This window comes from Microcoleus sp. D2_18a_B4, assembly GCF_036702475.1.
Taxonomy (GTDB): domain Bacteria; phylum Cyanobacteriota; class Cyanobacteriia; order Cyanobacteriales; family Microcoleaceae; genus Microcoleus.
This window is the reverse complement of sequence record NZ_JAUBTL010000019.1, coordinates 70,612-84,044: the sequence shown is the minus strand read 5'-3', so window position 1 is coordinate 84,044 and position 13,433 is coordinate 70,612. Positions and strand designations below refer to the sequence as shown.

The 13,433-nt window shown below is 44.8% G+C and carries 13 protein-coding genes and 1 tRNA gene; 13 read left to right on the top strand and 1 reads right to left on the bottom strand.

Annotated features, from left to right (window positions below):
• Nucleotides 1-20: 20 nt before the first annotated feature.
• Nucleotides 21-1,274: a transposase gene (locus tag QUB04_RS13725; RefSeq protein WP_333284995.1), complete on the bottom strand. Its 1,254-nt coding sequence runs from the start codon at nucleotides 1,272-1,274 to the stop codon at nucleotides 21-23.
• Nucleotides 1,275-1,564: 290 nt separating this feature from the next.
• Here QUB04_RS13725 and QUB04_RS13720 point away from each other — a divergent pair, with 290 nt between their 5' ends.
• The 13 genes from QUB04_RS13720 to QUB04_RS13660 all read left to right on the top strand — a co-directional run bounded on the left by QUB04_RS13720 (nucleotide 1,565) and on the right by QUB04_RS13660 (nucleotide 13,330).
• Nucleotides 1,565-2,239, top strand: a complete 675-nt coding sequence (locus QUB04_RS13720) for a HEAT repeat domain-containing protein (RefSeq protein WP_333284993.1) — start codon at nucleotides 1,565-1,567, stop codon at nucleotides 2,237-2,239.
• A 111-nt stretch (nucleotides 2,240-2,350) separates the two neighbouring features.
• Entirely contained in the window at nucleotides 2,351-2,950 is a 600-nt protein-coding gene (locus QUB04_RS13715; RefSeq protein WP_333284991.1) for a hypothetical protein, read from the top strand.
• A gap of 84 nt (nucleotides 2,951-3,034) precedes the next feature.
• Nucleotides 3,035-3,289 carry a hypothetical protein gene (locus tag QUB04_RS13710; RefSeq protein ID WP_333075830.1) on the top strand — a complete coding sequence of 85 codons (255 nt, stop codon included), beginning with the start codon at nucleotides 3,035-3,037 and terminating at the stop codon, nucleotides 3,287-3,289.
• A 97-nt stretch (nucleotides 3,290-3,386) separates the two neighbouring features.
• A complete protein-coding gene (locus tag QUB04_RS13705) occupies nucleotides 3,387-3,746 on the top strand; it encodes a metalloregulator ArsR/SmtB family transcription factor (protein WP_333284989.1) in 360 nt (119 codons plus the stop codon).
• Nucleotides 3,747-3,850: 104 nt separating this feature from the next.
• Entirely contained in the window at nucleotides 3,851-4,555 is a 705-nt protein-coding gene (locus QUB04_RS13700; RefSeq protein WP_333284987.1) for an MIP/aquaporin family protein, read from the top strand.
• A gap of 7 nt (nucleotides 4,556-4,562) precedes the next feature.
• Nucleotides 4,563-5,219, top strand: coding sequence for an arsenical resistance protein ArsH (gene arsH, locus QUB04_RS13695; protein WP_333284986.1), 657 nt, complete (start codon nucleotides 4,563-4,565; stop codon nucleotides 5,217-5,219).
• Nucleotides 5,220-5,255: 36 nt separating this feature from the next.
• Nucleotides 5,256-5,651 carry an arsenate reductase, glutathione/glutaredoxin type gene (gene arsC / locus QUB04_RS13690; RefSeq protein WP_333145636.1) on the top strand — a complete coding sequence of 132 codons (396 nt, stop codon included), beginning with the start codon at nucleotides 5,256-5,258 and terminating at the stop codon, nucleotides 5,649-5,651.
• Nucleotides 5,652-6,203: 552 nt separating this feature from the next.
• Nucleotides 6,204-7,190, top strand: coding sequence for an arsenosugar biosynthesis radical SAM (seleno)protein ArsS (gene arsS / locus QUB04_RS13685; RefSeq protein WP_333284984.1), 987 nt, complete (start codon nucleotides 6,204-6,206; stop codon nucleotides 7,188-7,190).
• 299 nt (nucleotides 7,191-7,489) lie between these two features.
• Nucleotides 7,490-8,215 carry a TVP38/TMEM64 family protein gene (locus tag QUB04_RS13680; RefSeq protein ID WP_333284982.1) on the top strand — a complete coding sequence of 242 codons (726 nt, stop codon included), beginning with the start codon at nucleotides 7,490-7,492 and terminating at the stop codon, nucleotides 8,213-8,215.
• A gap of 426 nt (nucleotides 8,216-8,641) precedes the next feature.
• Nucleotides 8,642-11,068 (top strand): ATP-binding protein, encoded by a 2,427-nt coding sequence (locus QUB04_RS13675; protein ID WP_333284980.1) that lies wholly within the window; start codon nucleotides 8,642-8,644, stop codon nucleotides 11,066-11,068.
• Between the two features lie 276 nt (nucleotides 11,069-11,344).
• Complete coding sequence (locus tag QUB04_RS13670; RefSeq protein WP_333284978.1) at nucleotides 11,345-12,244, top strand: methyltransferase domain-containing protein; 900 nt, start codon at nucleotides 11,345-11,347, stop codon at nucleotides 12,242-12,244.
• Between the two features lie 164 nt (nucleotides 12,245-12,408).
• Nucleotides 12,409-13,137, top strand: a complete 729-nt coding sequence (locus QUB04_RS13665) for an HAD family phosphatase (protein WP_333284976.1) — start codon at nucleotides 12,409-12,411, stop codon at nucleotides 13,135-13,137.
• Nucleotides 13,138-13,257: 120 nt separating this feature from the next.
• Nucleotides 13,258-13,330, top strand: a tRNA-Ala gene (locus QUB04_RS13660).
• The last annotated feature ends 103 nt before the right edge of the window (nucleotides 13,331-13,433 follow it).

The window sequence follows — 13,433 nt, the reverse complement described above, 5'->3', positions numbered from 1 at the left end:
AAACCGGGCAATACTTGACATTACCGGATTTTTTGTGGCTCTTTTCGTACAGGTGAAACCCGTACAGGTGAAACTGCAAACACCTCTATACGGTTGCTGCACTCCTCAAAGGGTGAGTTTCCGTTTACTTTTATAATCATATTTAATGCTGCATTCACATCAGCATTAATCAGCGTTTCATTCCCCGACCGAAACAACCCACGTTTAACTCTCTTACCCTGGTAAGACTCTTGCTTACCGACAGGCTCTAAATCCAAAAAGCTGCACTTCCTTGTATAAGATTCTTCTGTAACTGTTACCTTTATCCCCACTAACTCAGCTTTGTAAGTAATCATTTCTATGAGCTTGGCGTGAGTAATTGCTACAAACGTCGGATTCGTTTTTTTTCCTAATTGTAAATTTTGTTTCCACCCCACATTTTTGCCAATAACTAACTGCCCGATTTGAGCGTTCACCAACTGCTTGACTATCAAACTGCTGGTTTGATGAAGATAGTTTTCAACTCGCTTGTTTCGCTTAAAGGTGATTTGCTGGATTTGAGGTGTGGTATATTTCCCTTTCTCAAGTTTTGACTGTAAAAATGCTCGGCGCTTATTGAAACCTTGATTGATTGATTTGAGATGTTTTCCATCATAGAGAGTAGGAGTAAATGTTGGCTTATTTGATGCTAAAGCGACGAGGTTATCAATCCCTAAATCTATACCTGCTATGAGTTGAGGGTTTAAATCCACCAACGTTACAGGCTTTTCATAAACAACCTCAACAACGTAGGTCGCTGTGGCAGGAACTATCCTTACCTCTATGACATCTTGGGCTTTTGTAGCAATTATTATGTCACTTTGAGATAAATGAAGTAGCCCATTATTTTTATTTTTTCCCCTTTGTCCTATCGATTGGTTATCATAAATTAACAAGTTACGTCCACAGGTTTTATGTTTGTATTTGGGAATTCGGGGGGGGGATAAAAATTGATGGATATCTCGGTAATAAGCCTTTATTGACTTTTTCCAAGCCTCCCAATCGTGAATAACTTGTTTGAGAACTTGATTGCTAATTTTAGCAGGTAAGGATTTATAGTCGGCTGTGGGTTTTAGGATGGCATATAACTGTTTTAGACTCCTGGCAGCGCCAACTTTTGACCCAGAGTTAAAAAAGTTTTGCCTCATGTAATAGTTACCATGATTGTAGAGATTTTTGGACAGGAAAGATAAGTCATCAAACTGTTTAAAAAACTGATGCTGCCGGTCTATGTAATGCCTTTCAACGACAATCATATTTTTGGGGGGGGGAGAAACGAAAAGTTTTTTGTTGCTTTGTTAAGCACTGTACAATAAAGTCTAGGGATTATCCGATATAGTGTAACACCTCGCCTGTGCTTGCGACTTAAATAATAGACTTTCTAATTGATTATTTCCATTAATCTGAGCTTCAGATTAATGGAAATAATCCGCAATCTCATTCATCTCAAATACGCAGGGCGGTTTTTACGGCCTGCTTTTACCCTGAGACTCCCCTATAATCAAAATAACCCGAATGTAAAGTTTTACTACAAGATTTATCCATAATGACAACTTTAAGCTTAGAGCAAATTGCAGCCAAGTTAGAAAGCCAAAATTCCGCCGATCGAATGGTGGCTTTGGCCAACTTGCGGAATGTGCCTGCTGCTGAGGCGGTGCCTTTGATTAAAAAGGTGTTGAACGACGAAAGTTTGCAAGTGCGATCGATGGCTGTGTTTGCTCTTGGGGTCAAACCGACAGCAGAGTGCTATCCCATTCTAGTCAAATTGCTAGAAACTGACCCGGATTACGGCATTCGCGCTGACGCTGCGGGTGCTTTGGGCTATCTCGAAGATATCAGAGCTTTTGATGCTTTGGTGCGCGCTTTTTACGAAGATACTCAATGGCTGGTGCGGTTCAGCGCTGCTGTTTCTCTGGGGAATCTCAAAGATCCCCGGGCTCGCGATGTGCTGCTGAAAGCTCTCGACAGCGAGCAAGTGGTGATCCAGCAGGCGGCAATTTCGGCTTTGGGGGAAATTAAGGAAATTGGGGCGATCGATCGCATCCTCAATTTTGCTCAGTCGGAAGATTGGCTGATTCGCCAGAGGCTGGCTGAAGCTTTGGGCAATTTGCCGAGTGTTAAGAGCGTTTCGGCTTTAAAATACTTAGAAAAAGACAGCAATTCTCAAGTATCTCAAGCGGCAACAATTTCTCTCGATCGTTTGTCAAAAGCAGAACTGTAAAAATTTGTAGAGGCGGGTTCACCTAAAATCTGTAATTTAAGTAGTAGAATCAGATCAACCCGCCCCGGCTGCGATGTTTGAAAAAATTATTGTTTTGAGAGAGGGAGTTAAATGCCCTACAGTCAATTTAGCATAGAACAAATTAAGGCAACTTTCGGCATCGCCTTTTCGAGCAAGATGGGCTTGTTTGCTGACATTCCCGCAATAGAACCAAGCAGTTTTTTGCAAGAAACTTTGCAATTCAATCTGCCTTTAGCACTAGAAATTAATTCCGAGAAAGCTCGCTCCGAGCTAATTGTCGCGCCAATATTAGTTGAGATAAAAAAACGGCTGCCACAACGGATGAGTTTATTTTCCGGTCGAGAATTCAATGTAGACGCTGCTAGGGGTTTGAGCGGTTATTGCGATTTTCTAATTAGCAGATCGCCGGAACAGCTAGTCATTGAATCCCCAGTTATCGCCTTGGTTGAAGCCAAAAATGACAACATCCAATCCGGCTTAGGACAGTGCATGGCAGAAACGATCGCAGCACAAATATTTAACCAGCGTCAAGAAAATGACATTCAGACAATTTATGGAGTTGTCACAACTGGTAGTATCTGGAAATTTTTCAAGTTAGAAGGAATTGCGATCGAGATTGACACCAGCGAATATTTTATTAATAATGTTGGTAAAATTCTCGGTATCTTAATAAATTTTATAGAGTCTTGAGTGAAACCAGAATGTATTATTTAAACTGCTGCGTGCAAATCGCAAGTTAATATAGTTGTAGATATCCTTTAACCAAAGCCAGCCATGAATCAAGCGCCCAATCCCTTTAACTCAAATCCCTCCAATCCGCTAGACCCCTTGGAGCAAGAAGTTGACGAGCAAGGTGAAGCATTGCCGAAACAGTACCACCCGGCAACTAAAAAAACTCTGCAAAAAGTCTTTATCATCCTCGTAGTTGTCGGGGCAATTATTGGGGGAATTCTATCTATAGGGGTGATTTCGCTGATGCAGAAGGCGGGACTGACAGATGTGCCGGCAAGGGTACAGAATCCTAAGTAATCAAGTCCGAAGAATCTGTCGATGCTGAATGCACTGATTTTCTGGGATGAAGCTTGAGAAACTATGATGTTTTGTATGGATGTTTTCTAAATAATTGATGCTTAAAAATTCTACGGCTGCGCCCGATCGCATTTCACAGCGACAGATTTCGGAAAAACTTGTCTCCGCAGGCTTTCACGCTCTTTCTGACCCCCTGCGGATTCAGATTCTGGAGTTGCTGCGAGAACAGGAGTTGTGCGTTTGCGATTTGTGCGATCGACTTTCTGTCCCTCAGCCTAAACTCTCTTTCCACCTCAAAACCCTAAAAGAAGCCGGTTTAGTCCGCAGCCGCCAAGAAGGCCGCTGGATTTACTACAGCCTCAATTTAGCTCAGTTTGTCGCCCTCGAACAGTACCTCGCCGAATACCGCCGCTTCAGCCAGATCCTGCCGGCGCGCCCTTGTTCCGACGCGGGTTAACCCATCAACATTTCTTAATCACTCAAATACTGATATGGCTGTTTTGAGGATTGACATATCAAATTTTATTGATATGATGGGAGGGAAAAAATTACTTGAGAGCGATGGATGCAACAGCTCATCGGTTAGCTTGTGCTCGGCCCGATTGCAGGCGAGAGGCGATCGCCGAATTTTTAGGTACATTTATTTTGGTTTTTGCAGGCACGGGTGCGGTGATGGTTAACAAAACTAGCGCTGGTTCCGTAACTCATTTAGGGATCAGTTTTGTATTTGGGGGAGTAGTAACTGCGATGATTTACGCCCTAGGACACATCAGCGGTGCACACTTTAATCCGGCCGTAACTTTAGGATTTTGGGCGAGCGGCTTTTTCCCAAAATACAAAGTTTTGCCTTACGTTTTAGGGCAGTGTGCGGGTGCAATCGCAGCTTCTAAAGTGCTGCTAATTACTTTAGGTGAAGTAGCAAATCTCGGTGCAACTATCCCTCTCAATGGTCACTGGTTGCAGTCTCTAATTTTAGAAACTGTTTTGACCTTTATCTTAATGTTGGTTATCCTAGGTTCGGGATTAGATAGACGCGCTCACATCGGCTTTGCCGGGATAGCAATTGGGTTAACTGTAGGACTGGAAGCCGCATTTATGGGGCCGATTACCGGAGCTAGCATGAATCCGGCGCGCTCTCTCGGCCCGGCTTTAGTTGGCGGCATTTGGGAACACCACTGGGTTTACTGGGTGGCTCCTATTTGGGGAGCACAATTAGCAGTCGCAGTTTATCGGGAAATATCTAACGGATTTCGGGATTTTAATTGAAAGTATCATGGCAAATTTTACGCACAAACCGAGAATTTTGTTTTTATACGGCTCGTTAAGAGAGCGTTCTTACAGCCGCTTGTTGGCGGAAGAAGCGGCGAGAATCATTGAGGATTTCGGTGCAGAAGTTAGGTTCTTTAATCCTCTAGAATTGCCGATTTATGGTAGCGTTCCCGATACGCATCCGAAGGTTCAAGAATTACGGGAATTGAGCCTGTGGTCGGAGGGTCAAGTGTGGTCTAGTCCAGAAATGCACGGCAATATTACTGGCATTATGAAAAATCAAATTGACTGGATTCCTTTAAGCATTGGGGCTGTCAGACCGACTCAAGGCCGAACTTTGGCGGTGATGCAGGTCAGCGGCGGTTCCCAGTCTTTTAATGCTGTCAATACTTTGAGAATTTTGGGCCGCTGGATGCGGATGTTTACGATTCCGAATCAGTCTTCGGTTGCTAAGGCTTATCAGGAGTTTAATGAAGATGGGACGATGAAGGATTCGCCTTATCGCGATCGCGCGATCGACGTGATGGAGGAACTGTACAAGTTTACCTTGCTGTTGCGGGAGCAAACCGACTATTTGACCGATCGCTACAGCGAACGCAAGGAACAAGCCGCTAAAGAGGCGATCGCACTAGCAAATCGCGCCCTTGAAACATCTAACTAACAACCACCAACTAACAACTAACAACCAACAAAAACCATGAAAAAAGTAATGTTTGTTTGCAAAAGAAACTCCTGCAGATCGCAAATGGCAGAAGGATTTGCTAAAACCATCGGAGCCGGCAAGATTGGAGTCACCAGTTCCGGGTTAGAATCAAGCAGAGTTCATCCGACAGCAATTCAAGTCATGTCAGAAATTGGCATTGACATCACCGATCAAACCTCCAACCCATTAAACGAATTCAATGCAGAAGACTACGATGCAGTAATTTCTCTCTGTGGCTGCGGCGTGAATTTACCCGAAGCGTGGGTATTGCGAGAAGTGTTTGAAGATTGGCAACTCGACGATCCCGACGGACAACCCATCGAAACTTTTCACCGCGTTCGAGATGAAATTAAAGCACGAGTTGAGAAATTAGTGGACTCTCTAAAGTAAGATTAGTGTCAAAATTAGAATTCTTGCCTTGTCGGTTTTAACTCAGCTCTTGCAGTATTGTCAATAAGCCTTTTCTGAACAGGCAAGATGCCTGTTCCACAACAAAATTCCTCTCCTGTGGAACAGGCATCTTGCCTGTTAATCGAGAATGGTGCAAGATGTCAGCTTTAACTGAGTTGTAGTATTGTCAATAAGCCTTTTCTGAACAGGCAAGATGCCTGTTCCACAACAAAATTCCTCTCCGGTGGAACAGGCATTTTGCCTGTTAATCGAGAATGGTGCAAGATGTCAGCTTTAACTGAGTTGTAGTATTGTCAATAAGGCTTTTCTGAACAGGCAAGATGCCTGTTCCACAACAACAAAATTCCTCTTTTGTGGAACAGGCATCTTGCCTGTTATTAAAAAGAGTGCAAGATGTGAGTTTCAATTAACTTTGTAGCGACCTGTTAAAATTTGGATCTGTCGCATCCAAAGAATTAGTGCTAAATTATGAGAGGCGTTCCGCCGGAACGCCTCTACATTCGTTGCGAGCACAGACCAAAAGGTTAGCACATGATTCAGACAGCAGTCACCCCTTTCAAAAACAAAATTAACTCAGCTTTAACTAAAAAGCAGATTACAGTTTTACAAATTAATCTCGGCAAACGCTGCAACCTCGCTTGCACTCACTGCCACGTAGAAGCTAGCCCGACACGAACAGAAGAACTTTCCCCGGAAATTTGCGACCAATTAATTGAAATAATTCGCCGCTTTCCTCAAATTCAAACTGTTGACCTCACCGGCGGTGCTCCCGAAATGCTTTACGGTTTTAAACCGCTAGCGGAAGCTGCCAGGGCGGCAGGTAAAGAGGTAATTGTTCGTTCTAATTTGACGATTTACTTTGAAAAAGGTTTTGAAGATATTCCCGACTATTGCGCGCAGCACCAACTCAGGATTGTGGCGTCGCTTCCCTGCTACCAAGCTGACAATGTGGACAAAATGCGCGGCAACGGTGTTTTTGACAGTTCAATTCGGGCGCTGCAAAAGCTAAATCAGTTGGGATACGGGAAAAACCCAAATTTAACTCTGGATTTGGTGTACAATCCACAAGTGCCGGCAACAGACAAGTTTTCGCTAACACCGGAACAAGGTAAGTTAGAGCAAGATTACAAGCTTTATTTAGCGGAACATTTTGGGATTTGTTTTAATCAATTGTTCGCGATTACCAATTTGCCGGTGGGACGAACTAAGTTCCATTTGGAACATAAGAAACTTCACAAGCCTTATCTGGGGTTTTTGGAGGATAATTTTAATCCCGGTACTCTGGAACATTTAATGTGCCGTAACGAATTGTCGATCGACTATTTGGGCAATGTCTACGACTGCGATTTTAACCAGATGGAAAATCTGCCGGCGAAAACTGGCAGCGGGGAAAAGATAACTGCTGCTAAATTGCTGGAATCTGGCAGTTTAGATGTGATTCAAGAGGTGCAAACGGCTGCTTATTGTTATGGATGTACGGCAGGTTCAGGTTCTAGCTGCGGCGGTACTTTGATTTGAGCAATACAGTAGGGACACTCCAAGAGCCCATAGGTGTCAAGTTAAGGTAGAACCCATAGTCCGGCAGGGGTTTAAACCCCTGCCTCAAAGCTAAAGTCCTCTAAAAGAGGACTGAAGAAGTTATTAGTCCTCTTGAGAGGACTTTCGCTATTAGACAGGGGTTTCAACCCCTGGCGGACTGGCGGGTGGGCGGATGGACTTGGCGGGCTAACAGCTTAAGTTGAGACTAATGGGCACGGCGCCGTGTCCCTACCCTGGAAACGACGGTATATGCAATGAATGAATGGGGAGTTTAAGTAATGAATGATTCGCGATCGCCCGGTGAAGATCCGCCGGCATCAAATAGGTGGAAACTGATTTTAGGGATTGGTTTAGCTGTGGCTTTAATTGCAGCGACCAGGTTTTTTAACTTCCAAGGAATTCTGAAAAATGCCTTGGAGTCGATCGCGAGTCTCGGCCCGTGGGGCCCGGCAGCTTTTATTTTAATTTACATTGTCGCAACGGTTCTATTTATCCCCGGTTCTTTGCTGACTCTCGGTTCTGGCGTTTTGTTCGGAGTCGTTGGCGGTTCGGTTTGTGTTTCCATCGGCTCGGTTTTAGGCGCAACTGGCGCTTTTTTGGTAGGGCGGTATTTAACTCGCGACTGGGTTTCCAAACAGATAGAGGGCAATCAAAAATTTAAGGCGATCGACTCCGCAGTTGCCTCTGAAGGATGGAAAATTGTACTGCTGACGCGGCTTTCTCCAATTTTTCCGTTTAATTTGCTTAACTATGCTTTTGGAGTCACGCAAGTATCTCTAAAAGACTATTTTTTCGCATCTTGGATCGGCATGATTCCCGGAACTGTCATGTATGTTTATATCGGTTCCCTGGCCGGGAGTTTGGCTGCACTTGGATCGCAAGGGCGATCGCGCACTGCTGCTGAGTGGACTCTCTACGGGATTGGTTTGCTAGCAACGATCGCCCTCACCGTTTATGCAACCCGCTTGGCTAAAAAAGCTTTAGACGAAAAAATTTCCCCTTGACACCACAGCGCAAATTAGTAAAATTGTCAATAAGTATTTACCTCTCCCTTAGAATACATTGCTAATTTAAAAAAGTCCGTATTTTCTCTGTGTTATTTACAATTATTTTGTTATACAAACGAGATAGAGATTAAAGATATCGTAAAGCAGTTACCTCAAGTAGGTAAACCGAAGGTCAAAATATAAAGCTGATGCCAAAATAGAAGGCAAGGGTGCGATCGGAATAAGAATTTTTTGCAGCCAGGAATGCAAGTCATACCATTTTAGATTTTAGATTTTAGATTGCGAATGACTGATGCCTAGCAGGGTTGGGATCACCGGCCTACAGTTGCATTATTTTCTGAAACTCGTCTCACGACTTGACTGATATTAATTCTGCCGCATGACCAATACCGTTTGATGAATTTGATTCGGAGAGAACATTTGATGATGCAAAACCCAGCAAATCAAGCCGGATCAGTGTCTGCGCCGCGGCCACACCAAGCAAAAAAGCTGCGCCAATTTTGGGCAAACATCAGCAATTCTGCTCAATCGCAGTGGCAGCAAGCGCACAGTCTTTGGCAACACAGACGGCAGCGCCGCCATTTGCTGACCCTGCTAATTCTGGCCACCACGGCTTTAACGATTAGCACAACTGCTTGCATCAGCTATTTTTTTGTGCGGGGGCTAATCCTTGACAATTTAAAGCAAATAGCACTATTAAAACTAGAAAAAGGCACCGATGAAATCGACCGCTGGCTCAGCAGCCGCAAAGCAGAAATAGAAACCATTGCTTACGATCCTACGGTGGGCACTCTCAATTGGCAATTAGTCGAGCCCCGGTTGCAAGGAGAAATATACAGATTAAAAGAGTATTTCATCCTGTCATTAACTCAACCAGACGGCTCATTTATAAACACTTTAGGCAACCGCGCGAACAGCAAAGACCGCCAACACTTTCAAAAAGCAATGGCCGGACAGCTCAACGTTTCCGACCCGCTGATCGGCCGCAGTACAAAAGTTTCTACGATCATCATTTCAGCTCCTATTTGGGCTTTGCCCCCCGCTCCAAATCAAGTAATTGGAGTCCTATCGGGCAGCATTAAATTAGACCGAGTAACATCTGTCGCTAACAGCTTGCTGTACGGTTCTGACAGTTATGCTTTTGCGCTCAATTCACAAGGAGTGCCAATTGTTCATCCCAACAATAACTTAATCGGAAATATCGACCTGCCGACCCCAAGCTTTTTACAGTCAAAAGACCCCGCACTCTCCACAATTGCGCGACAGATGATCGACCGCCAGACGAACATCGAACTGGTAAAAATAGATAACAAATGGGTGTATGTGGCCTATGCTCCCCTCAAGGAAGTTAACTGGTCGATGGCTTTAGTAATTCCCCGCGAAAATATTGAATCCCAACTGCAAGCATTAAATTTGCTGACATCCGTAGTCGCCGGACTGCTCATCCCGGCAATGCTAGCAGCCATTTGGCTAATTTACTCCTCCGAAAACAATCGCGCTCAAGCGGAGCGAGAAGCCATGCTCAACCGGATTGCTGGACGCATTCGCGCTTCCCTGGAATTAGACAAAATTGTGCAAAGTACAGTCGAAGAAATAGTAAGTTTGCTGCACCTAGAACGGGCGGCTTTTGGTTGGTACAAACCGCAAGAAAACAGGTTACAAATCCTGTGGGAATGTTGCCCATCGGATTCTCCCACAGAAGCGATAAAGTTTGAGTCTTACTTTCTCGAAAATGTGTTAGTACGGAGTGGTCAAGGCGAACCAATTATTCTTTCGAGCGACACTTGGGCGAAGGGTGTAACTCAACCGCCGGAACTTAAAGCTAATAGCTATTTAGCCGTACCTGTCCAGACTCAGAACCAGCCGCAGGGTTATTTAATTTGCAGCCACGCTACTCATTGGCTTTGGAGCCGGGAGGAAATCCAACTGTTAAAAGCAGTAGCAGACCAATTGGCGATCGCAATTACTCAAGCTCACCTTTACAGTCAAACCCAAGACCAAGTAAAACTGCTTAATAGTGCCTTAAATGAACTGAAAAAAACTCAAACTCATTTAGTGCAGAGCGAAAAAATGTCATCCCTAGGTCAAATGGTGGCTGGAATAGCGCACGAAATCAACAACCCCGTTAACTTCATTTCGGCTAATTTGCCTCACACCAGCAAATATACTAAAGATTTATTAGAGTTGGTGAGTTTATACAAAGAAGCCTTCCCAGAGGTTCCCCAGGAAATCGTAGATTTTACCGAAGAAATAGAGTTAGAATTTATCGAGGAGGATTTGCCGCATATATTGAATTCTATGAAAATAGGAAGCGAACGCATTCGCAGCATAGTTCTTTCTTTACGAAACTTTTCTCGCCTGGATGAATCTGACAAAAAGCTGGCGGACATTCACGAAGGTATAGAAAATACCTTGCTGCTGCTCTCCAACCGCATCAAGAATAGAATTTATATAGTCAAAAAATACGGAAAAGTGCCTTCAGTCGAGTGCTATCCGTCTCAGCTCAATCAGGTGTTTATGAACTTGCTGAGCAATGCGATCGATGCCTTGAACGAGATCGATCGCCTGGATAAAATTATTACTATTTCCACGGGAGTAGTTCGCGAACATGGCGCTAAATTTCTGAAAGTGGCGATCGCCGACAACGGCCCCGGCATTCCCGACAGCGTTAAAGACCAAATTTTTAACCCATTTTTTACTACTAAAGAGGTGGGAAAAGGTACTGGTTTGGGGTTAGCAATTAGCTACAAAATTGTAGTGGATGGACACGGCGGCAGCATCAAAATTTCTCAGCCTCCGGGCGGAGGCACGGAACTTTTGGTAAAAATTCCTATTAGTAACGGAAAGTAATACCATTGTAGATTTTAGATTTTAGATTTTAAATTTTAAATTTTAGATTTTAAATTTGGGAATGACTGATGAAATAAGAGTTGGGAGATTGTCTATAGTTGCATTATTTTTGAAAAAGGGTATAAGAAGGAAGTGGAAAGGAAGTCCACGGATTTTGTAACGTTGTAACGGAGGTAAGGGAGAGAAGGAAGAGAGAAGAGCGGCTCAACAGTTTTAATTAATGCTAAGTTGACGGCCGTTGGCTAAAATTAGAAGAGTTTTTGTTAAAGGTGTTTTATGGCTGTTGGCAAGGATACAATTTTCGAGCGCTTTTTGTCGCCCCTGATTCGACTGGCGATCGACGAAGAAGCACTGAAACGACTCTACGAAGGTATCGACTGGGAAACAGCGGGCGATCGCTACCGACAACCCGACTTAGTTTATCCCGAATATTACACCAGCCAAAACTTTCACGGCATTAAACGCGGCTACCTCAACCCCAGTGCCGCCGTTTCCTACGATCCAATCACGCAATATGTTTTGCCTCCCCACGAAACCGTCGTCAGGCAAGGCTTAATTGACGCTGTGCGGGTGAAACCGCGCCGAATCATCGATTTGGGATGCGGCACCGGTTCGACAACGCTCATGCTCAAGCAGGCTTTTCCCGAAGCGGAAGTTGTCGGGCTGGACTTGTCGCCTTATATGCTGGTAGTTGCCGACATGAAAGCGCAAAAAGCCGGATTAAATATCCAGTGGTTGCACGGAAATGCCGAAAGCGTTGCTTTTGGCGATGCCAGCTTCGATTTAGTCGCAGCTTCCTTGCTGTTTCACGAGACGCCACCTGCTGTATCGCGGGCAATTTTGCGAGAAAGCTTCCGACTGCTGAAGGTTGGGGGACAAGTGGCAATTTTGGACGGAAACCAAAAAACTTTGCGGCAGACAGAGTGGCTGACTGATATCTTTGAAGAGCCTTATATTAAGTCTTACGCTGCTGGCAGCCTCGATGCTTGGGCGGGGGCGGCTGGATTCGCGGCGGTGCAAACTCACGAACACTGGTGGGTGAATCAGGTGACGCAGGGTGTGAAACCTTTGCCGGGGGAAGATTTGGAACAGGCCAAGGTGGCGAGGGGGTGGAATTGGGGCGATCGAACTCCTGATGTTGATGGCGATTTACCGGGCATTCCAGCTCCTGCTTGATGTATTGTTGAGGTGTATTTTTCGCCCTTTGGGGGCGGGTTTCATAGATGGTTAGTTTTAGGTTGAGATGGTTGGTAAAACCCGCCCCTACTAACTTGCTAATGACTGATGATTAATGACTAATGATTAATGACTAATGACTAATGACTAATGACTAATGACTAATGACTCTAAAAGCAGTTTTATTTGATTTTAATGGCGTGATTGTTAATGACGAGCCAATTCACGAGAAAATAATCGCACAATTGATGCTCGATGAAAATCTCCAGCTCAAACGTGGGGAGTTTCGAGAAATTTGTTTGGGAAGGAGCGATCGCGCTTGCATTACCGAACTACTCCAGCGCCGAGGACGATTTCTGACAGAAACATATCTCGATCGACTGCTGCAGCGCAAGGCCCAAGCTTACAAAGCTCAAATAGATACTTTGGAGAAACTGCCGATTTATCCGGGTTTGGCAGAATTTATTGACAAAATTCGGGTTGCCGGACTGAAAATGGTCGTAGTTAGCGGGGCAATGCGATCGGATATAGAATTGGTGTTAGATCGGGCCGGTTTGGCAGCAAACTTTGAGTTAATTGTCGCAGGCGACGACTTGACGGCGAGCAAACCAGCACCCGACGGCTATCTATTGGCTGTGGAACTTCTCAACCAGAAATATCCCGACTTTAACCTGCAACCGATCGAGTGTTTGGCGATAGAAGATACTTTTGCTGGGATTGAATCGGCGAAAAAAGCGGGGATTCAGGTGGCGGGCGTAACTCACACTTACCCGTTTCACATGATCCAGCGCCAAGCTAATTGGACGGTGGACTATTTTGCTGATTTAGAGTTGGATAGAGTGGCGGCACTTTGCTCGATCGCCCCCACTGAGCAGGCTGCAGAAAACACTTGACCTTTTTAGCAGTTACGTGCTAGTGTAAGTGACGGTCTGCGAACGTGAGAGCAAGCAAAACCTGTCAGCCTTTTAGATTCGGCAATCCGGCATCTAAAATGCTAAATTAAAACTCAATCAGGGGAATTAGCTCAGTTGGTAGAGCGCTGCGATCGCACCGCAGAGGCCAGCGGTTCGAGTCCGCTATTCTCCATAAATCAGGGGCATTTCTACAGGTGACGATCGTACTCCAAGCGAAGTGCGATCGTCACTTGCTTTGATACTCGCCTATGCAAGTGCGATCGACCCGGTTGCTG

Coding starts and splice junctions, on each gene's coding strand:
- QUB04_RS13680 (WP_333284982.1), top strand. CDS start 7,490: ATGAATGATTCGCGATCGCCCGGTGAAGATCCGCCGGCATCAAATAGG.
- arsC (WP_333145636.1), top strand. CDS start 5,256: ATGAAAAAAGTAATGTTTGTTTGCAAAAGAAACTCCTGCAGATCGCAA.
- QUB04_RS13725 (WP_333284995.1), bottom strand. CDS start 1,274: ATGATTGTCGTTGAAAGGCATTACATAGACCGGCAGCATCAGTTTTTT.
- QUB04_RS13715 (WP_333284991.1), top strand. CDS start 2,351: ATGCCCTACAGTCAATTTAGCATAGAACAAATTAAGGCAACTTTCGGC.
- arsH (WP_333284986.1), top strand. CDS start 4,563: ATGGCAAATTTTACGCACAAACCGAGAATTTTGTTTTTATACGGCTCG.
- arsS (WP_333284984.1), top strand. CDS start 6,204: ATGATTCAGACAGCAGTCACCCCTTTCAAAAACAAAATTAACTCAGCT.
- QUB04_RS13720 (WP_333284993.1), top strand. CDS start 1,565: ATGACAACTTTAAGCTTAGAGCAAATTGCAGCCAAGTTAGAAAGCCAA.
- QUB04_RS13700 (WP_333284987.1), top strand. CDS start 3,851: ATGGATGCAACAGCTCATCGGTTAGCTTGTGCTCGGCCCGATTGCAGG.
- QUB04_RS13670 (WP_333284978.1), top strand. CDS start 11,345: ATGGCTGTTGGCAAGGATACAATTTTCGAGCGCTTTTTGTCGCCCCTG.
- QUB04_RS13710 (WP_333075830.1), top strand. CDS start 3,035: ATGAATCAAGCGCCCAATCCCTTTAACTCAAATCCCTCCAATCCGCTA.
- QUB04_RS13675 (WP_333284980.1), top strand. CDS start 8,642: ATGATGCAAAACCCAGCAAATCAAGCCGGATCAGTGTCTGCGCCGCGG.
- QUB04_RS13665 (WP_333284976.1), top strand. CDS start 12,409: ATGACTCTAAAAGCAGTTTTATTTGATTTTAATGGCGTGATTGTTAAT.
- QUB04_RS13705 (WP_333284989.1), top strand. CDS start 3,387: ATGCTTAAAAATTCTACGGCTGCGCCCGATCGCATTTCACAGCGACAG.